General features: G+C 68.5%; 19 protein-coding genes. 16 read left to right on the forward strand and 3 right to left on the reverse strand.

The genetic code is table 11. The features are described 5' to 3' along the window. Positions 1-2: 2 nt before the first annotated feature. Positions 3-512: a 5-(carboxyamino)imidazole ribonucleotide mutase gene (purE, locus tag ATE62_RS13380; RefSeq protein WP_058809914.1), complete on the reverse strand. Its 510-nt coding sequence runs from the start codon at positions 510-512 to the stop codon at positions 3-5. 188 nt (positions 513-700) lie between these two features. On the opposite strand from purE, the gene ATE62_RS13385 reads away from it, so the two are divergent. The 4 genes from ATE62_RS13385 (at position 701) to ATE62_RS13400 (ending at position 3113) form a co-directional block, all read left to right on the forward strand. After that, positions 701-1345: a GGDEF domain-containing protein gene (locus ATE62_RS13385; protein WP_058809915.1), complete on the forward strand. Its 645-nt coding sequence runs from the start codon at positions 701-703 to the stop codon at positions 1343-1345. 301 nt (positions 1346-1646) lie between these two features. Then, positions 1647-1976, forward strand: coding sequence for a hypothetical protein (locus tag ATE62_RS13390; RefSeq protein ID WP_058809916.1), 330 nt, complete (start codon positions 1647-1649; stop codon positions 1974-1976). 21 nt (positions 1977-1997) lie between these two features. Then, positions 1998-2570 carry a TMEM165/GDT1 family protein gene (locus ATE62_RS13395; RefSeq protein ID WP_058809917.1) on the forward strand — a complete coding sequence of 191 codons (573 nt, stop codon included), beginning with the start codon at positions 1998-2000 and terminating at the stop codon, positions 2568-2570. An 87-nt stretch (positions 2571-2657) separates the two neighbouring features. Further along, the gene (locus ATE62_RS13400) at positions 2658-3113 is read left to right on the forward strand and encodes a Dps family protein (RefSeq protein WP_058809918.1); all 456 of its coding nucleotides are present in this window, start codon (positions 2658-2660) and stop codon (positions 3111-3113) included. 260 nt (positions 3114-3373) lie between these two features. On the opposite strand, the gene ATE62_RS24045 is transcribed toward ATE62_RS13400, so the two are convergent. Beyond that, complete coding sequence (locus tag ATE62_RS24045) at positions 3374-4168, reverse strand: cold-shock protein (protein WP_058818533.1); 795 nt, start codon at positions 4166-4168, stop codon at positions 3374-3376. 262 nt (positions 4169-4430) lie between these two features. Between ATE62_RS24045 and ATE62_RS13410 the strand changes: the two genes are divergently transcribed. The 9 genes from ATE62_RS13410 to ATE62_RS13450 all read left to right on the forward strand — a co-directional run bounded on the left by ATE62_RS13410 (position 4431) and on the right by ATE62_RS13450 (position 12929). Continuing rightward, complete coding sequence (locus ATE62_RS13410; RefSeq protein ID WP_058809196.1) at positions 4431-5048, forward strand: ribonuclease D; 618 nt, start codon at positions 4431-4433, stop codon at positions 5046-5048. Between the two features lie 18 nt (positions 5049-5066). Further along, positions 5067-5705, forward strand: a complete 639-nt coding sequence (lptC, locus tag ATE62_RS13415) for an LPS export ABC transporter periplasmic protein LptC (protein ID WP_058809197.1) — start codon at positions 5067-5069, stop codon at positions 5703-5705. Beyond that, the gene (locus ATE62_RS13420) at positions 5702-6286 is read left to right on the forward strand and encodes an LptA/OstA family protein (protein WP_197411717.1); all 585 of its coding nucleotides are present in this window, start codon (positions 5702-5704) and stop codon (positions 6284-6286) included. The genes lptC and ATE62_RS13420 overlap by 4 nt, the downstream gene beginning before the upstream one ends. Before the next feature lie 582 nt (positions 6287-6868). Beyond that, a complete protein-coding gene (locus ATE62_RS13425; RefSeq protein ID WP_058809198.1) occupies positions 6869-8683 on the forward strand; it encodes an ABCB family ABC transporter ATP-binding protein/permease in 1815 nt (604 codons plus the stop codon). A gap of 94 nt (positions 8684-8777) precedes the next feature. Continuing rightward, positions 8778-9119 (forward strand): ArsR/SmtB family transcription factor, encoded by a 342-nt coding sequence (locus tag ATE62_RS13430; RefSeq protein WP_197411718.1) that lies wholly within the window; start codon positions 8778-8780, stop codon positions 9117-9119. Further along, complete coding sequence (locus tag ATE62_RS13435; protein WP_058809200.1) at positions 9116-9592, forward strand: ArsI/CadI family heavy metal resistance metalloenzyme; 477 nt, start codon at positions 9116-9118, stop codon at positions 9590-9592. The genes ATE62_RS13430 and ATE62_RS13435 overlap by 4 nt, the downstream gene beginning before the upstream one ends. A 4-nt stretch (positions 9593-9596) precedes the next feature. Continuing rightward, positions 9597-10103, forward strand: coding sequence for an arsenate reductase ArsC (locus ATE62_RS13440; RefSeq protein WP_058809201.1), 507 nt, complete (start codon positions 9597-9599; stop codon positions 10101-10103). Next, a complete protein-coding gene (locus ATE62_RS13445) occupies positions 10100-10786 on the forward strand; it encodes an aquaporin (protein ID WP_058809202.1) in 687 nt (228 codons plus the stop codon). The genes ATE62_RS13440 and ATE62_RS13445 overlap by 4 nt, the downstream gene beginning before the upstream one ends. Positions 10787-10904: 118 nt before the next feature. After that, complete coding sequence (locus ATE62_RS13450; RefSeq protein WP_058809203.1) at positions 10905-12929, forward strand: putative bifunctional diguanylate cyclase/phosphodiesterase; 2025 nt, start codon at positions 10905-10907, stop codon at positions 12927-12929. Here the strand turns inward: ATE62_RS13450 and ATE62_RS13455 are convergent. After that, complete coding sequence (locus ATE62_RS13455) at positions 12926-13954, reverse strand: phytase (protein WP_058809204.1); 1029 nt, start codon at positions 13952-13954, stop codon at positions 12926-12928. The genes ATE62_RS13450 and ATE62_RS13455 overlap by 4 nt on opposite strands. 108 nt (positions 13955-14062) lie before the next feature. Here ATE62_RS13455 and ybaL point away from each other — a divergent pair, with 108 nt between their 5' ends. The 3 genes from ybaL (at position 14063) to ATE62_RS13470 (ending at position 19001) form a co-directional block, all read left to right on the forward strand. Then, positions 14063-15703, forward strand: coding sequence for a YbaL family putative K(+) efflux transporter (gene ybaL, locus ATE62_RS13460; RefSeq protein WP_058809205.1), 1641 nt, complete (start codon positions 14063-14065; stop codon positions 15701-15703). 162 nt (positions 15704-15865) lie between these two features. Continuing rightward, on the forward strand, positions 15866-17644 hold the full coding sequence (recQ, locus tag ATE62_RS13465) for a DNA helicase RecQ (protein ID WP_058809206.1): 1779 nt from the start codon (positions 15866-15868) through the stop codon (positions 17642-17644). 361 nt (positions 17645-18005) lie between these two features. Further along, positions 18006-19001 (forward strand): hypothetical protein, encoded by a 996-nt coding sequence (locus ATE62_RS13470; RefSeq protein ID WP_058809207.1) that lies wholly within the window; start codon positions 18006-18008, stop codon positions 18999-19001. The last annotated feature ends 94 nt before the right edge of the window (positions 19002-19095 follow it).

The raw sequence follows: 19095 nt of genomic DNA on the forward strand, positions 1-19095 counted from the left end.
GATCAGCCCTCGCGCACGGGGGTGGAGGCGACGCTTTCCGACTGCGCCGCGCGCCAGGCGTCGAGCTTTTCGGCGAGCGCGGGGTCTTCGCCCGCGAGCAGGGCCGCGGCGAAGAGGCCGGCGTTGGTCGCGCCCGCCTTGCCGATCGCGAAGGTCGCCACCGGAATGCCGCCGGGCATCTGGACGATCGAATAGAGGCTGTCGACGCCGCTCAAGGCGGCCGACTGGACGGGCACGCCGAGCACCGGCACGCGCGTCATCGCGGCGACCATGCCGGGGAGGTGCGCGGCGCCGCCGGCGCCCGCGATCACCGCCTTCAGCCCGCGCTCCGCGGCGCTTTTGGCGTAGGAAACGAGACGGTCGGGGGTGCGGTGCGCCGAGACGATCTGCACCTCGTGCGCGATGCCGAATTCCTCGAGGATATGGACGGCATGCGCCATGGTGGGCCAGTCCGACTGACTGCCCATGACCACGCCCACAACCGCCTTGGCCAGCGGCGCCGTATCGCCCATCCCCGTCACTCCCTGCCGCGGCGAGTCACCGCTGCCCCTCCCCCTAGCGGGTGGACCCGATGCGGGCAACGCCATCAAATCGCGGCAGCGTTTACCGATTGGTATCAAGTGCCGTCTAGGGTCGGCGATCAAGGATAGATCGTCGGCATGGGGCCGGCGGCACGGGCTCGCTTCGGGGACGTTTCGGAATGGACAGCATAGGGGGGGCACGGATCGCGGTCGATCATCTGTCGGCCGTCCCCGTCGTCTCCATCGAGGACCAGCTGCGCGAGGTGCGGCGCGAGCGCGACGCGCTGCGCCGCGAAAATCGCGTGCTCAAGATCGCGGTCGCCGAGCTCGAGCGCGTGTCCGAGCGCGACACGCTGACGCCCTTGTTCAACCGCCGCTATTTCCTGACCGCGATCCACCAGCGCATCGCGCGCTTCGAGCGCCACGCCGAGACCGCCGCGGTGGTCTTCGCCGACGTCAACCAGCTCAAATTCATCAACGACAGCTTCGGCCATGCCGCGGGCGATTTCGCGCTGATCCAGATCGCCGACCGCCTGCTCGGCGCGATTCGCGCGACCGACGTCGCGGCGCGCATCGGCGGCGACGAGTTCGGGCTGATCCTCGATCAGTCGACCGAGGCCGGCGCGCGCGCGCAGGTGACGCGGCTGTGCGAGATATTGATGGCGGCCCCCGCCGTCTACGACGGGCGCGAGATCGCGCTGTCGGCGTGCTTCGGCGTCGCGATGCTGCAGCCCGACATGACCGAATCGGACATCCTCGCGGCGGCCGACCGCGACATGTACCGCTGCAAGCAGGGGCAGGGCGGGCCCGCGGGACATCGTTGAGGCGGCCAGCCTGTGCGATTTTGTTCGCACAAAGCCACGAAGCCACAAAGAAGGGCTTTCCCATCAACCGTTCGTGCTGAGCTTGTCGAAGCACCGTTCTTCTTTTCCAACGCCCGAAAGAAAATACGGCCGTTGGCGCTTCGCGCCCTCTGCGAGTCCGACAAGCTCAGGGCGAACGGGATAAAAGCATCTTTGTGGCTTCGTGGCCTTGTGCGAGTCACCAGGGCCGCTGGGCAATCGATCCTAACCGCCCGTTAACCAATTGAGCGCATCGTGGGGCCCTTGAGGACAGGGGGCGACGATGCTTAGCCACAACGACCCGAGCCAGGAAATCCAGAGCCGCATCACGGGGCAGATCGGCGCGCTCGCCGAGGCGTTGCCGCATTGCGCGCTGACCCAGATCGTCCAGGGGATCGACGACATCCGCTGCCTCGCGCGCGACAACGGCTTCGCCGCGGTCGAGACGCTGGCGAGCCGGCTCGAATCGGCGGTCGCCGCGGGCGGCTATCGCGCGGCGATCCTGACCTATCTCGACGCGATGAGCGACGCCGCGAGCGCGCCGCGCGGGCCGATGGCCCCCGCGATGCAGGAAGCCTGGCTCGCCTCGGTCGCGATGCGCCTCGGCCACTGATTCCCCGGAGAGTTTCAAGGCATGGATGCGATCATGATCGCGCTGGTCGCGGTGGCGCTGGCCAATGCCGACGGGCGCACCGGGTCCTTCCTGTCGGCGCTGCTCGCGCTGCGGAGCGACCGGCGTATGACCTTCGGCCTCGCGGTCGGCGCCTTCGTGATCAACGCCGTCGTGGCGGCGATCGCGGGGAGCATCGCCAATGCGATGATCGGGCAGGGCATCGTGATGCTGCTCGTCGGTTTTGCGCTCATCTCGGGCGCCGCCGCGCTGCTGTGGCCGGGGCGGCTGGGCCCCGATGCCGAGAGCCTGGCGCGGGCGCCGGTGCCGTTGCTCGGCGCGCGGATGCTGCTCGGCCAGTTCGGCGACCGCAGCCATTTCCTGATCGGCGCGCTGGCCGCGACGAGCGGTGCGGGGCATTGGGCGGCGGCGGGCGGCCTCGCCGGCTGGATCCTCGCGATGCTGCCCTTCCTCGCCTTCGGACCCGCACTCGCCGACCGGCGCGCGGCGAAGGTCGTGCGCTGGGTCGCCGCGGCGGTGCTGATCGTCTGGGGGCTGCGCAGCGCGATGACGGCGTTCGGGCTGATCGGTCAGTAATCGATTTTATCGATCATTGAGCGTGAAACGCTGCGTGGGAAGCCAGGCAGCGGACCTCCTATATCGACGGGACGAAAGGAGGGTCCCATGCCCGAACATAATCAGCCCAAGGTCGCCGACGCGCTCAACGCGCTGCTCGCCGACAGCTTCGCTCTCTATCTGAAGACGAAGAACTACCACTGGCACGTCCAGGGCCCGCGTTTTCGCGAACTCCACCTGCTGTTCGACGAACAGGCGACGCAGGTCCTCGCGACCACCGACCTGATCGCCGAGCGCGTGCGCAAGAACGGCGCCGCCACCTTGCGTTCGATCGGCGACGTCGGCCGGCGCCAGGCGATCAAGGACGACGATGCGTCGGGGGTCGCCGCCGAGGCGATGGTGGCGACGCTCGCCGCCGACAACCGGACGTTGCTCGCGCAGCTGAAAGAGGTGAAGGCCGCCGCCGAACGCGACGGGGACATCGCGACGAGCGGGCTGGTCGACGCCTGGGCCGACGAGACCGAACAGCGGGTGTGGTTCCTGGAAGCGACGGCGGGGTATTGAGGAGGCGGGTAGCGGCCTCTTCCTAATCCTCCCTGTCGCGCAGCGATGGGGAGGGGGACCATGCGAAGCATGGTGGAGGGGTAGAGGCCTCCAATGCTGGCGCTTTTGGCATCCACCCCTCCACCGCCCTGCGGGCGGTCCCCCTCCCCACGGCTTCGCCGCAGGGAGGATTAATGCGGCCGCCCCCACCCAAATTGCCTATCCACAAACGAAAAAGGGCGGCCTCGCGGCCGCCCTTTTCCTGTTCGCTGGTAGGACGGTCAGTCCTGCGCCGGCTGGATGTTCACCGCGGCGAATTTGCCGCGGTCGTCGACCTCGATGTCGAAAGCGACGCGGTCGCCTTCCTCGAGGCCGGCCATGCCCGCGCGCTGCACCGCGCTGATGTGGACGAAGGCGTCGGCCTGTCCGTCGTCGCGCGCGATGAAGCCGAAGCCCTTGGTGGTGTTGAAGAACTTCACCGTGCCCGAGGTGCGCTCGCCGGTCAGCTGGCGCCGGCCGCGGGCGCCGCCCGGACGGTCGCCGCCGAAGCCGCCACGATCGCCGCCGCGATCGTCGCGGCGCGGGCTGTCCTCGATCGGCATCGGTTCGCCTTCGATCTTCAGATCGATCGCCGAGACCTTGCCGTTGCGTTCGACGAGGGTGAAGCCGAGCGGCTGGCCCGAGGCGAGGCCCTGCAGCCCCGCCTGTTCGACCGCGCTGATGTGCACGAACACATCCTCGCCGCCGTCGTCGCGCGCGACGAAGCCGAAGCCCTTCGACGGGTTGAAGAATTTGACCGTGCCCTGGCCCTCGCCGACGACCTGCGCCGGCATGCCGCCGCCGCGCCCGCCGCCGAAGCCGCCACCACCGCCGCCGCCACGATCGCCGCCGCCGAAGCCGCCGCGGTCACCGCCGCCGAAACCGCCCCCACGGTCCCGGTCGCCGAAGCCGCCGCGTCCACCGCCGCCGCCATAGCTGTCGCCGCCGTAGGGCGCGGGTTCAAAGCTGTCGAAACCGCCGAAATCATCGCGCTTGCCACGTCCGCGGTGGCCGCGCCGATCCTTGTTGAAACTCATTGTCTGATAGTCGCTTTCGGTCGTCCACGTCCCGTTACATCCGGCTCCTTGCGCCGGACGGGGACGCAGTTCACCATGGACACAGACTCGCCCCGTGCCGCTAACGGCGCAATATATAACCTAAATGCGAACGTCCTGCGAACAGAAAATTCACAGGCTTCGCCGCAGCCGGGGCAGCGTCCGCCGCATCGCCCCGGTACCCCCTTACCGCCGCCGAAACCAGTCATTGAGCCGCAAGGCGGCTTGGCCTAAGGCGTGGGGGATGACTGTCTATTTCCACGAAGAAGATCTGCCCGAGGGCGCGCTGGGCCCCGGTCCGGTCGCGGTCGATACCGAGACGATGGGCCTCAATCCGCTGCGCGACCGGCTGTGCCTGGTCCAGATCAGCGACGGGTCGGGCGACGAGCATCTCGTCCGCTTCGGCCCCGGCAGCGCCTATGACGCGCCGGTGCTGAAGGCGGTGCTCGGCGATCCCAACCGATTGAAACTGTTCCATTTTGCACGCTTCGACCTCGCCGCGATCGAGCAGGCGCTCGGCGTGATGGCGGCACCCGTCTATTGCACCAAGATCGCCTCGCGGCTGATCCGCACCTACACCGACCGCCACGGCCTCAAGGAACTGGTGCGCGAACTCCTCGGCCAGGAAGTGTCGAAGCAGCAGCAGTCGAGCGACTGGGGCGCGGCGCAATTGAGCGACGCGCAGCGCGACTATGCGGCGAGCGACGTGCGCTTCCTGCACGCGATGAAGGAGATTCTCGACGCGCGTCTCGTCCGCGAAGGGCGGATGGAACTCGCGCAAAGCTGTTTCGATTTCCTGCCGACGCGCGCACGCCTCGACCTCGCGGGCTGGCCCGAGATCGACATTTTTGCGCACAGCTGAGAGTGATTCGCGAAAGCCATGTCCGAACGCGCCGATCATGACCGCACGATGCGCCAGCTATGGGCGACCAGCGGGTCGAGCCACGACCGGCTGATCCGGATCCTGCGCTTCGGGCTGCCGCTGGTCATCGGCGTGGTCGCGGCGGTGCTGATCTTCTCGCCCTTCACCCAGCGCGCCGAGGTCAGCTTCCTCCTGTCGAAAGACAAGGTCGAGGTCGCCAAGGAGCGGATGAAGGTGACGCGCGCCGAATATCGCGGGCAGGACAGCAAGGGCCAGCCCTTCGCGCTGATCGCGGGGAGCGCGGTGCAGAAGAGCTCGGCCGAGCCGATCGTGCGGATGGACCAGCTGTCGGGCGCGATCCGCCTCGCCGACGGCCCGGCGACGATCGCCGCGGCGCACGGGCAATATAATATGGACACCGAAAAGGTCGCGGTGCCTGGGCTGGTGCAGGTCAAGAGCGCCGACGGCTATCATATCGCCGCGAGCAACGTCGCGGTGGACCTCAAGACGCGCAGCCTGGTCGGCACCGGCGGCGTCGCGGGAACATTGAACATCGGCCGGTTCTCGGCCAATCAGCTGTCCGCCGACCTCGACCAGCGGATCGTCCGCCTGTCGGGCAATGCGAAGCTGCGCATCAACCAGGGAGCCCTCAAATGACGTCATCGCCGCGCTTTTTCGGGCGATCGAGCCTGCTGATCGCCGGCGCGAGCTTCGCGCTGACCAGCATGGCCATCTTGTCGGCGGGCAGCGGCGGCGACGCGGCGCAGGCGCAGGCGCTCGCCAACCACAACAGCAACGCCCCGGTCGATTTCGACGCGGGCAGCATCGAGGTGCAGGACCGCGCCGACCGCGTCATCCTGGCGGGCGGGGTGCGCGTGACGCAGGCGGGGATGACCGTGACGTCGCAGCGGATGACCGTCGCCTACAGCCGCCAGGGCGGCACCGACGTCAACCGGCTCGACGCGACCGGCGGCGTCGTGGTGACCAAGGGCGACGAACGCGCATCGGGCAATGTCGCGATCTACGACCTCGACCGGCGGCTGATCACGATGGTCGGCAACGTCCAGCTGACCCAGCGTGGCAATCGCCTCAACGGCGGGCGGCTGGTGATCGACCTCAACAGCGGGCGCGCGACGGTCGACGGCCGCGGCGCGGCGCGCGGCCCCGACGGCAATGTCGTGCCCGGAAGCGGCGGGCGCGTGACGGGCACCTTCACGGTGCCTGAAAGAAAGCAGTAACCACGCGGCTTCACGCGAAGGTAACCATGCGCTGACAGACAGGACGCAGGGACCAGACCATCCGCGGCGCCGGGGGCGACGCCGCTTGGCAAAAGGTTGGCCCCATGCGCTTCTCCCCCCTCGTCCCCCCGCGGCGTCCCCTGTTCGGACGGCGCGCTGAAATGCCGGATCACCAGGAACTGGTGGGGCCGACCCCCGACGAACGGCGGCTGATCGACCGCCTGCTCCGCCGCGCGGGGTATCGCGATTCGCGGTAGGAAAAGAATCTCACGCGAAGGCGCAAAGGCGCGAAGAAGAAAAGAGATTCTCACACGAAGACACAAAGAGGGCGCGCCTCGCCAGCTGGTGTAGGCCCGTCGCCGCAGGCGACAGATCCAATTGCGCTTCGCGCGAGCCTTGCGCCGCGCCGGTAGCATCCGTTGCCCTCTTTGTGTCTTTGTGTGAGTCCCTTCTTCCTTCCTTTTCTTTGCGCCTTCGCGCCTTTGCGTGAGATAAAATGGCGCTGTCCGTGGTGGCATAGGCGGCGCCGGCGTAGCAAAGCGCGCTTGGCCCGGCGCGTGTCCATCCCTACATAGGCCGCGCATGCCGCCCGATACGCAAACTTCCGCCGAGGCGGCCAAGGAGCCGCCCGTCCTCGCGACGCTGCGGCGCTTCCTTCCCTATCTGTGGCCCGCGGGGCAGACCGAGCACAAGGTGCGGATCGTCGCCGCGGCGCTCATCGTGCTCGCGTCGAAGGGCGTGCAGCTGTCGATGGGTTTCCTCTATGGCGCGGCGATCGACAAGATGGCGCCGGGGATGGAGGAAGGCGTCGCGCTCGCGATCGGGCTGGTGCTCGCTTATGCCGGCGCGCGCTTCGCCAGCGTGCTGTTCGACAACCTCCGCAACGTCGTGTTCGAGCGCGTCGGGCAGGATGCGACGCGCGAGCTGGCGATCGCGACCTTCACCCACCTCCACGCGCTGAGCCTGCGCTTCCACCTTGCGCGGCGCACCGGCGAGGTCACCAAGGTGATCGAGCGCGGGACCAAGAGCATCGACACGATGCTCTATTTCCTGCTCTTCAACATCGCGCCGACGGTGATCGAGCTCGCCGCGGTGCTCATCATCTTCTGGACCAAGTTCAGCTTCGGGCTCGCCAGCGCGACCGCGCTGATGGTGGTGCTCTACATCATCTTCACGCGCAAGGTGACCGACTGGCGCAACGCGCTCCGCGTCCGCATGAACGATCTCGACACGCTCACCGTCGGGCGCAGCGTCGACAGCCTGCTCAATTACGAGACGGTCAAATATTTCGGCGCCGAGGAGCGCGAGGCGGCGCGCTACCGCGACGTCGCCGACCAATATGCGCGCGCCGCGGTGAAGAGCGAGAACAGCCTCGCCTGGCTCAACATCGGGCAGAGCTTCATCACCAACGCCGCGATGGCGGGGGCGATGGCCTACACCGTGTGGGGATGGTCGAAGGGCGAATTCCAGGTCGGCGACGTCGTGCTGGTGAACACCTTGCTCGCGCAGCTCTTCCGCCCGCTCGATATGCTCGGCATGGTCTACCGCGTCATCCGCCAGGGGCTGATCGACATGGAGGCGATGTTCCGCCTGATCGACACCCCGCCCGAGGTGCGCGATGCCGAGGGCGCCTGGCCGCTGGTGGTGAACGGCGGCGCGGTGGCGTTCGAGAATGTCGTCTTCGGCTACGAGCCCGACCGCACCATCCTGAACGGCGTCAGCTTCGCCGCGGGGGCGGGCGAGACGGTGGCGATCGTCGGCCCGTCGGGCGCGGGCAAGTCGACGATCGCGCGCCTGCTCTTCCGCTTCTACGACCCGCAGGGCGGGCGCATCGCGATCGACGAGCAGGATATTTCGCAGGTCACGCAGGCGAGCCTGCGCGCCGAGATCGGCATCGTCCCGCAGGATACGGTGCTGTTCAACGACAGCATCGGGTACAACATCGCCTATGGCCGCGCCGATGCGAGCGCCGCGGCGATCGCGGCCGCGGCCGAGGGTGCGGCGATCGACGGCTTCATCGCGATCCTGGCGCAGGGTTACGACACCGAGGTCGGCGAGCGCGGGCTCAAGCTCTCGGGCGGCGAGAAACAGCGCGTCGCGATCGCGCGCACGCTGCTCAAGAACCCGCCGATCCTGATCCTCGACGAAGCGACGAGCGCGCTCGACAGCCGCACCGAGGCGGCGATCCAGGCGACTTTGGAGCGGATCGCCGAGCGCCGCACGACGCTGGTGATCGCGCATAGGCTGTCGACGGTGGTCAACGCCGACCGCATCATCGTGCTCGACAAGGGCCGCGTGGCGGAAACGGGGACGCACGAAGAGCTGCTGCGGATGCGCGGGCTCTATGCCGATATGTGGGCACGGCAGCAGGCGGAGAAGGAGGAGGGGACGGTTTAGGCCGAATCTAGACATTTCGAGGATACTCGAAATATCACTTGACGCTCACCCATCACTTCCATATTTCGACGATTATCGAATCATGGAGGCCGCGATGGAATCGGACAATGTCGTTCGCGCGCTCGGCGCGCTGGCGCAGGAGCATCGGCTCGCGCTGTTCCGCCTGCTCGTGCAGGCCGGGCCCGAGGGGCGCGCGGCGGGTGCGATCGCCGAGGCGCTGGGCGTGCCGGCCTCGTCGCTCTCCTTTCACCTCGCGCAACTGTCGAACGCCGGACTGATCGCGCAGCGGCGCGCGGGGCGTTCGTTGATCTACACCGCCGACTATGCCGCGATGAACGCGCTCGTCGGCTTTCTCACCGAAAATTGCTGCGGCGGCGGGGCGGTCTGCGCGCCTGCGTGCGACGTGCAGCCGCAAGACGAAAGGAAAAGCGCATGAGCCGTTTTCACATGCATGTCGGGGTCGCCGATCTGGACAAATCGATTGCCTTTTATTCGGGACTGTTCGGCACGGAACCGAGCGTGACCAAGCCCGATTATGCCAAATGGATGCTCGACGATCCGCGGATCAATTTTGCGATCTCGGTGCGCGACGGCGCGCATCGCGGGATCGAGCATGTCGGGCTGCAGGTCGAGGATGAGGCGGAGCTGGCTGCGGTCTATGGCCGGTTGAAGGACGCGGGCGCGCCGGTGCTCGAAGAGGGCGCGACGACCTGCTGCTACGCCAAATCCGAAAAGAGCTGGATCGCCGATCCCGACGGGGTGGTGTGGGAAGCCTTTCTGACCAATGGCGAGGCGACCATCTACGGCGACAGCCCGGATTTCGCGCCACTGGCGTCGCCCGCCGCCGCTGAGGGCAGTTGCTGCGTCCCCGCCGCGGCGAAAGCGCCCGCGGCCACCGGCTGCTGCTGACCCCATGGCGGGGGAAGGGCTGGCGGTGCTGGTGCTGTGCACAGGTAATTCGGCACGGAGCATATTGGGCGAGGCGCTGATCGGGCGGCTCGGCGAAGGGCGGCTGCGTGCCTTTAGCGCCGGGAGCCGGCCCAAGGGCGCGCCCCATCCCGCGGCGCTGCGGCGGCTCGCGGCCGAGGGTTTCGATGTGGCGGACTTTCGGTCGAAGAGCTGGGACGAATTCGCGGCGCCCGATGCGCCGCGCATCGCCATCGCGATCACCGTGTGCGGCAATGCGGCGGGCGAAGCCTGCCCCTTGTTCATCGGCGCGCCGGTGCGTGCGCATTGGGGGCTGGCCGACCCCGCCGACGTCGAGGGCGGCGAAGCCGCCGAGGATGCCGCCTTTGCCGAGACCTGGCGGCTGCTCGCGATGCGCGTGCGCGCGATGCTCGCGCTGCCGCTCGAAACGATGGACGCGGCCGCGCTGCGCGAGGCGCTGAACCGCATCGGCCAAATGGAAGGCGCCGCGTGAGACGCGCGATTGCGGCCGAGGTCGTTGGCAGCTTTTTCCTGTTCGCGACGGTGGTCGGCTCGGGAATCATGGCCGAGACGCTGGCGGGCGGGAATGTCGCGCTCGCGCTGCTCGCCAATGCGCTGGCGACCGGGGCGATATTGTTCGTGCTGATCGCGATGCTCGGCCCCGTGTCGGGCGCCCATTTCAACCCGGCTGTCACGCTGGTGGCGGCGCTCGATCGGAGCATCGAGCCGCGGACCGCGCTGCTTTTTGTCGGGGCGCAGCTTTTCGGCGGAATCGCGGGCGTGTGGTCGGCGCATCTGATGTTCGACCTGCCGATCATCCAATTATCGCAGCATGGTCGCACCGGCATGGGACAATGGGCGGGTGAGTTCGTCGCGACCTTTGGGCTGATCCTGACGATCGTCGGGACGGTGCGGCACCGGCCCGAGTGGATCGCACCCGCCGTCGCGCTCTATATCACCGCGGCCTATTGGTTCACCTCGTCGACCAGTTTCGCGAACCCCGCGATTACCGTCGCCCGCAGCCTTTCCGATAGTTTTGCCGGCATCGCGCTGGTCGATGTCCCGGCGTTCGTCATGGCGCAGCTCGCGGGCGCGCTCACCGGATGGCTGCTCGGACGCTGGCTTTTCGGCACCGATGCGGCGGCCGGAGTGGACGACGCGACGGCCGGAAGCTGAGGGCGCGGCGCGCCGCTCCCCACCGTCAACAAAATTTACAAATTTGTAAGCAATTACCGCCATTTCCGCACCGGCCCGGACCACTTTCGGCGGGGTCTCTGCGTCGAAAGGTGGGGTTTTGATCAGGCTTGCCATGTGCATCGCGGTCGAGCACGACCCGTGGCTCGTCGCGCTCGCGGTGCTGATTTGCGGTGTCGGGGCCTTTGCCATCGTGCAGATGTTCGAGCGTGCGCGCGGCGCCGCGCGCGGGCAGGGGCTCGCCTGGGCCTTCCTGATTTCGGTCGCCGCCAGCGCGACCATCTGGTGCACCCATTTCGTCGCGATGCTCGCCTTCGAGGCGAAGGCGCCGGTGACGCTCGATCCCGTGCTGACCATCGCGTCGCTGATGGTCGCGATGGTCGGCTGTTTCCTGGGCTTCGCGGTCGCCGCCTGGGGGCGGCACGATGCCTGGGGCTGGCTGGGCGGTGCCTTGTTCGGCGGCGCGATCGCGGCGATGCACTTCACCGGCATGACCGCCTACCGCGTCGACGGCATCGTCCAGTGGGACTGGCATTATGTCGCCGCGGCGATCGTCAGCGGCGTCGGGCTGTCGGCGGCGGCGGTCGCGATGCTGCGCACGCGCCGCGCGGTGCGCCACCGCGTCCCCGTCGCGACCGCGCTGATCGTCGCGGCGATCGCGCTGCTCCATTTCCTGTCGATGACCGCGATGACCATCACGCCGATGGCGCTCGACGACACGCCGCTGCGTCCCTCCGATTTCCACGCGCTGGCGCTGGCGACGGTGCTGGTCGGCGGGATCGTGATCGCCGCGGGGGTGTTCGCCGCGATGCTCGACCGCCAGACGCGCTCCGACGCGCTGCGCGAAATGACGCGCATGGCGATGAACGACAGCCTGACCGGGCTGCCCAACCGCGTCGCCTTCCGCGAGGAGCTGGTGCGCCAGATCGAGATCGCCGAGGCCAATGGCGAGCGCGTCGGGCTGTGCGCGATCGACCTCGACCGCTTCAAGGAGGTCAACGACGTCCATGGCCACAAGGCGGGCGACGCGGTGCTGGTGCGCATCGCGCAGCGGCTGCGCGGCTCGCTGGGGCAGGACGAGTTCATCGCGCGGCTGGGCGGCGACGAGTTCGTTGCGCTGAAACGCTTCACCGACCGCGCGCAGGTTGCGGCCTTCGCGGCGCGGCTTGACGCCGAGCTGAAGGCGCCGCTGGCGTTCGAGGAGTTCGAGGCGCGGCTGGGTGCGAGCATCGGCATCGCGGTCTTCCCCGACGATGCCGCCAATGCCGACATGCTGGCGAACAACGCCGACCTCGCGATGTACCGCGCCAAGGCCGATTCGGCGCCGGTGCCGCTCCATTATGATTCGTCGCTCGACGAGGCGATCCGCGACCAGCGCGAGCTCGCCGCGGACCTCCGCCGCGCGATCGACCGCGGCCAGCTCGACGTGCATTACCAGGTCCAGACCTCGGTCACGACGGGCGCGGTCACCGGCTATGAAGCGCTGCTGCGCTGGACGCACCCGCAGCGCGGGCCGATCCCGCCGACGGTCTTCATCCCGATCGCCGAGGCGAACGGCTTCATCCTGACGCTCGGCGAATGGGTGCTGCGCCGCGCCTGCACCGATGCCGCGGGCTGGCCGCACAAGACCAAGGTCGCGGTCAACGTCTCGCCGCTGCAGCTGTCGCACGCCGACCTGCCGCGCCTGTTCCACCAGATATTGCTCGACAGCGGGCTGCCGCCGCGGCGGCTGGAGATCGAGCTGACCGAGACCGCGATCATCGCCGACCGCGAGCGCGCGCTGCACGTGCTGCGCCAGATCAAGGCGCTGGGCGTCGGCGTGGCGCTCGACGATTTCGGCACCGGCTATTCGTCGCTCGAGACCTTGCGCGCCTTTCCCTTCGACAAGATCAAGCTCGACCGCTTCTTCGCCGCCGAGCTCGAGGGCAATATCCAGTCGACCGCGATCCTGCGCGCGGTGCTGGCGCTCGGCAAGAGCCTCTCGATCCCGATCCTCGCCGAGGGGATCGAGACCGCCGAGCAGCTCGACGTGCTGCGCCGCGAAGGCTGCGACGAGGCGCAGGGCTTCCTGATCGGGCGTCCGGGGCGCGACGTCGCGGGTGGCGGCGCGGTGGCGGTGGCCTAGCGTCCCTCGACCGCGCGGAGGATGGTGCCGAGCGGGATCAGCTTGAAATTCTGCGGCGCCTTTTCGTCCGCATCGTTGCGGTTCTTGCCGTCCTGCGCCGCGAACAGCCCGCCGGGCCAGTCCTTGCCGAAATCGCCGGGGTGCAGCGCGATGCCGTCGGTGTCCTCGGTGCCGTCGATCGGCCCGCCCGCGATGCGGAAGGCGCCGACATAAGAAGCATCGGGCAGGCGGAAGACCGCGATGCTGTTGTCGCCCTGGCTCGACGCGAAGAGCAGCCCGCCGTCCTTGCCGCGCGGCAGGATCGCGAGCCCCTCGGCGTCCTTGTGCAGGCGCACGCCGTCGACGTCGGCGATCTTCACGGGAGTCATCGCGCGGCCGGGCGATGTGTCGAAGCGCCACAGCGCGACCTTGTCCTCGGCGACATAGAGCCGGCCGGTGCGGTCGTCGGCGACGCAGCCCTCGCTGCGGCTCTTGAGGTCGAAGCGGCGGATCACCTTGCCGGTTACGGGGACTTGCGACAGGTCGAGCGCGATCTGCTCGATCACCCCCTCCTTGTGGACCATGAAGGCGTCGACCTGCTTGCCGCGGCGGTGGAGGCAGAGGCCGTAAGCCTGCCCCTCGGGCGAGGCGATGGTACCGATCGGGATCAAGGTCGGCGCTTCGGGGTCGAGGCGGAAGAGGTGGAGGCGCGGCACATCCTTGTCGCTGCGGTCCGACGCGGCGACGAGCACGCCCTTCCTGCCCGCGATGCTGATATCGGGGCGCAGGTCGACATTGTTGAGGTCGCCGAGCGGCTGGAAGCTCAGCAGCCGGCCCGACAGGTCGTGGATCGCTAGGCCGGCCTTCTTGTCGGTCGACAGGATCAGGCTCTTCGCGGGATCCTTCGGGTTGCGCCAGATCGCGGGGTCGTCGGCGGTATCGCCCTTGCTCGCGGTGACCGGCTGCGTTTCGACGCGCGCGGGCACTTCGGGGAGCGGGGCCGGCGGCGCGGCGAGCAGCGCCGCGAAAAGGAGGGTGTGGGGCATGGGGAGCGCCTTGGTTGCTGCGGGGGTAACGGGCGGGAGGTGCGGCGGTTGCATCTTTTTGCGCCGCACAACTTGACCCCTCACGCCCCCGCCCTTTACGCTCCCCCCATGCCACACGACACGACCCTTATCGGCACGGTCGTGGCCGGCCTCGGGGTTGCCTTCCTGATGGGCGCGCTTGCGCACCGGCTGCGGATTTCACCGATCGCGGGCTATCTGCTCGCGGGGATCCTCGTTGGTCCCTTCACCCCGGGTTTCGTCGCCGACACGGGGCTGGCGATGCAGCTCGCCGAGATCGGCGTGATCCTGCTGATGTTCGGGGTGGGCCTGCATTTTTCGCTGAAAGACCTGCTCTCGGTGCGCAAGATCGCGGTGCCCGGCGCGGTGCTGCAGATCGCGGTCGCGACCGCGCTCGGGCTTATGCTCGGGCTGTGGCTCGGCTGGTCGATCGAAGGGAGCGCGGTCTTCGGGCTGGCGCTGTCGGTCGCCTCGACCGTGGTGCTGCTGCGGGCCTTGCAGGCGCGCGACATGGTCGAGACCGAGAAAGGGCGGATCGCGGTCGGCTGGCTGATCGTCGAGGACCTCGTCATGGTGCTCGCGCTGGTGCTGCTGCCCGCGATGTTCGGCGACCGCGGCGACGAGGCCAATGGCGCGGGGATGCTGCAATCGGCGGGGATCGTGCTGGTCAAGGTCGTGGGTTTCGTCGCCTTCATGTTCCTGATCGCGCGGCGGGTGCTGCCGTGGGTGCTCCACTGGGTCGCGCATTCGGGATCGCGCGAGCTGTTCCGCCTCGCGGTGCTCGCGATCGCGCTGGGGGTCGCCTTCGGCGCGGCGGTGATCTTCGACGTGAGCTTCGCGCTCGGCGCCTTCTTCGCCGGCATGATCCTCGGCGAGACGCAGCTCAGCCGCCGCGCCGCCGAGGAGACGCTGCCGCTGCGCGACGCTTTTGCGGTGCTCTTCTTCGTGTCGGTCGGCATGCTCTTCGACCCCAAGGTGCTGATCGAGCAGCCCGGGCCGGTGCTCGCAACGGTCGCGATCATCGTCTTCGGCAAGTCGATCGCCGCCTATGCGCTGGTGCGCGCCTTCGGCCATCCCAACCAGACCGCGCTGACCGTGTCGGTCAGCCTCGCGCAGATCGGCGAATTCTCCTTCATCCTCGCGGGGCTCGGCGTCGGGCTCGAGGTGCTGCCCGAGACCGGGCGCGACCTGATCCTCGCGGGCGCGCTGCTGTCGATCCTCTTCAACCCGATCTTCTTCACCCTGATGGTCAAGCGCATCCGCGCCGACGAGCCGCCGGAGCCCGAGGCGACGGACGCCGCCGACGTCCCCGCGCCGTGCAACGCCGGGGTGGTGCTGATCGGCTACGGCCGCGTCGGCAGCCATATCGGCTCGCTGATCTGCGGGCGCGGCGAGGGGCTGACGGTGATCGAGGACCAGAAGGATATGGCCGCGGCGGCCGCAGCGGCGGGTGCGACGGTGATCGTCGGCGACGCGACCAAGGACAGCGTGCTGCGGCAGGCGGGGATCGAGGACGCGTCGACGCTGCTCATCGCGATCCCCGAGGGGGTCGAGGCGGGTGCGGTGGTGCGCAAGGCGCGCGCGATCAACCCGAAACTGGTGATCGTCGCGCGCGCGCATTCGGACGAGGAGGTCGCCGATCTCGTGCGCCGCGGCGCGGATCATGTGGTGATGGCCGAGCGCGAGACCGCGGCGCGGATGGCCGAACGGGCGATGCTGACGTTGGCTTGAAGCCCCTCCCCTTCAGGGGAGGGGTTGGGGTGGGGCGTGCCAGGTAGCGCAAGGCCTCAGGGCCCCACCCGCTGCGACTAACGAACAAGTTCGTAAGTCTCGCTGCCCTCCCCTGAAGGGGAGGGCTTGGTTTCCTGCCGCAAACTTCCTATCGCCGCCCTTATGTCCGCCGACGCCCTCTTCCCACTCCTCAAATCGACCTTCGGCTTCGACCATTTCCGCGGGAAACAGGGCGATGTCGTCGACCGCGTCATGGCGGGGCAGCGCACGCTCGCGGTCATGCCGACCGGCGCGGGCAAGTCGCTCACCTACCAGCTGCCCGCCGTGGCGCTCGACGGTTGCGTCGTCGTCGTCTCGCCCTTGATCGCGCTGATGCACGACCAGCTGCGCGGCGCGCGCGCGGCGGGGATTCGCGCGGCGTCGCTGACCAGCGTCGATGCCGATTTCGCCGACACGCGCCAGGCCTATCGCGACGGCCAGCTCGACCTCCTCTATATCGCGCCCGAACGCGCGACGGGCGAAGGGTTCCGCTCGCTGATGGAGGCGCGGTGCCCGGCGCTCTTCGCGATCGACGAGGCGCATTGCGTCAGCGAATGGGGGCATGATTTCCGCCCCGACTACCGCCTGCTCCGGCCCTTGCTCGACGCCTTTCCCGAAGTGCCGCGGCTCGCGCTGACCGCCACCGCCGACAAGCACACGCGCGAGGATATCCTCGTCCAGCTCGGCATTCCGGCGGACGGCCTGATCCTCGCGGGCTTCGACCGGCCGAACATCCGCTATGCGATCCGCCCGCGGATCGGCGCGGCGAAGCAGCTCGCCGATTTCATCGCCGCCAATCCGGGCCCCGGCATCGTCTATTGCCCGACGCGCGACGGCACCGAGCGCATGGCCGAGAAGCTCGCCGCCGCGACGGGGCGGCCGGTGTCGGCCTATCACGCCGGGCTCGACCCCGAGCGGCGCGCGCGCGTCCAGCACGACTTCGTCGCGTCGGAGGACGGCATCGTCACCGCGACGGTCGCCTTCGGCATGGGGATCGACAAGCCCGACGTGCGCTTCGTCGCGCATGCCGGCCTGCCCAAATCGATCGAGGCCTATTATCAGGAGACGGGGCGCGGCGGGCGCGACGGCGACCCCGCCGAGACGCTGATGCTGTGGGGCGCCGAAGATTTTGCGCGCGCGCGGATGCGGCTCGGCGAGCTGCCCGAGGCGCGCGTCGCGGGCGAACGCGCGCGTTTGAACGCGATGGCGGCGCTGGTCGAGACGAGCGAATGCCGCCGCGCCTTGCTGCTCCGCCATTTCGGCGAGAGCCCGCCGGTGAGCTGCGGCAATTGCGACAATTGCCTCGAACCCCCGGCGCGGATCGACGCGACGGTGCTGGCGCAGAAACTGCTCTCGGCGGTCTATCGCACCGGACAGAGCTTCGGCGCGGGGCATGTCGAGGCGGTGCTCACCGGGCGCAGCGACGAACGCATCGCGCAGCGTGGCCACGACAAATTGTCGGTCTTCGGTATCGTCGCGGGCGACGAGGCGCGGCTGATCAAGCCGCTGGTGCGTACGCTGGTCGCGCGCGAGGCGCTCGAGACCACCGAGCATGGCGGGCTGATGTTCGGCCCCGCCGCGCGCGCGATGATGAAGGGCGAGGTGTCCGTGACGATCGCCGAGCCCCCCGCGCGGCGCACGCGGCGCGAGCGCGGCGGCGGCGCGGGGGCGGCCGCGAACCCGGTGGGCGATCCCCTGTTCGAGGCCCTGCGCGCGACGCGGCGCGAGCTGGCCGCCGAGGCCGGCGTGCCGCCTTATGTGGTGTTCCACGATGCGGTGCTGCGCGCGATGGCGGCGGACCGGCCCGACAGCCTGCACGCGATGGGCACGATCCCAGGGGTGGGCGCGAAAAAGCTTGAGGCGTGGGGCGATGCGTTCCTGGCGGTGATCCGGCAGTTTTGAATTCCGTTTCGCGCAAAGACGCGAAGACGCAAAGAAGAAGAAATTTCGCACAAAGCCACGAAGCCACAAAGGGGCTTGCCCTCATCCGTTCGTGCTGAGCTTGTCGAAGCACCGTCCTTCTCTTCGGGGTCGCGAAGAAAGAACGGCCCTTCGACAAGCTCAGGGCAAACGGGGTTGGGGAGCCTTCTTTGTGGCTTCGTGGCTTTGTGCGAGTTTCCCCTTCTGTCCTTTTCTTCGCGCCTTTACGCCTTTGCGTGAGATAAATCGGCACCGTCCCCACCGCCCAAACCAGCCGCCCGATTGACAGCGCCCCGCGCCCGCCGCATCAGCAGGCCATGGGTCGCGGCCTTCGGAGCCTGCCATGCTGCGCTATGCCCTGCCGCTGATCCCCGCCTTGTTTTTTGCCCTTCCCGCTACCGCCCAGGACGATGCCCCGCTCACCGCCGAGGCGGCGATGCGCTGCGGGGTGCTCAACAGCCTGATGGGGGTGCTCGAAGAGGGCGACGCCGAGAAGAGTCGCGCGCGCAACGCGATCGCCTTGACCTGGTTCAGCCTCGCCAACGACATGCGGCACGTCGATGAGGCGGAGCGCAAGGCGACCTTCGACCGCGTCCACAATGAGGAAGGCGAGGCGGTGGTCGCGCTGCCCGCCGAGGGGGAGGCGCGCGCCGAGCATCTGTTGCAGCGGCTCGATGCCTGCGACGAGCTCAAATATGCAAATGCGCCCGCCTATCGGTCGATGGCCGATTTCCTCGCCACCGCCGACGCCGCGCAATTCGCGGGCGATGCGGCGCTGCGGCGGCAGGGCAAGGAGCCGCCGCCGATCCCCGAAAAGGATCTGGGCTTCGGCGACGGCTGGACCTTCCAGTCGCGCGGCAACGATTGCACCGCGGTGAAGATGTTGAATCCCGACCTCGAGCTCAGGCTCGGCTTCAACAATTTCGAGGATGGCGCGGTGTGGCTCACCGGGTCCAAGCTGCCGCCCTTTCCCGACGAGGATATCGACGCCGCGGTCGCCAAGCACGACCGGGGCGCGGTCGAGGACGAGGCGGCGGCGAGCGCGGACGGCATTCCCGTCTACGTCTATGCGCCCGGCGTGACCTACGCCAATTATCCGGGCACCGCGCTGTTCGTCGACGGCAAGATCGCGGCGCGCATCGTTTATGGCGCGACCGAGCAGGGCGAGACCGCCTATCGCATCGGCCATCTGCAAGGCTGGATCTGGCCGAAGCTCAAGGCGGGCAAGGAACTCCGCGCCAAGGTGCTGGGCAAGGAAGTCGGCGTGGTCCAGCTTCGCGCCGCGGGCGGGCTGTGGGCCGAGATGCAGGCCTGCATCGACCAATATCCCGAGGGGTAGGGGGCGGTTGCGGGGTTGGGTTCTTGCAAGAATGATCTCACGCAAAGGCGCAAAGGCGCGAAGAAGAAAAATCTCACACAAAGACACGAAGAGG

Source organism: Sphingopyxis sp. HIX (assembly GCF_001468285.1).
Classification (GTDB): Bacteria; Pseudomonadota; Alphaproteobacteria; order Sphingomonadales; family Sphingomonadaceae; genus Sphingopyxis.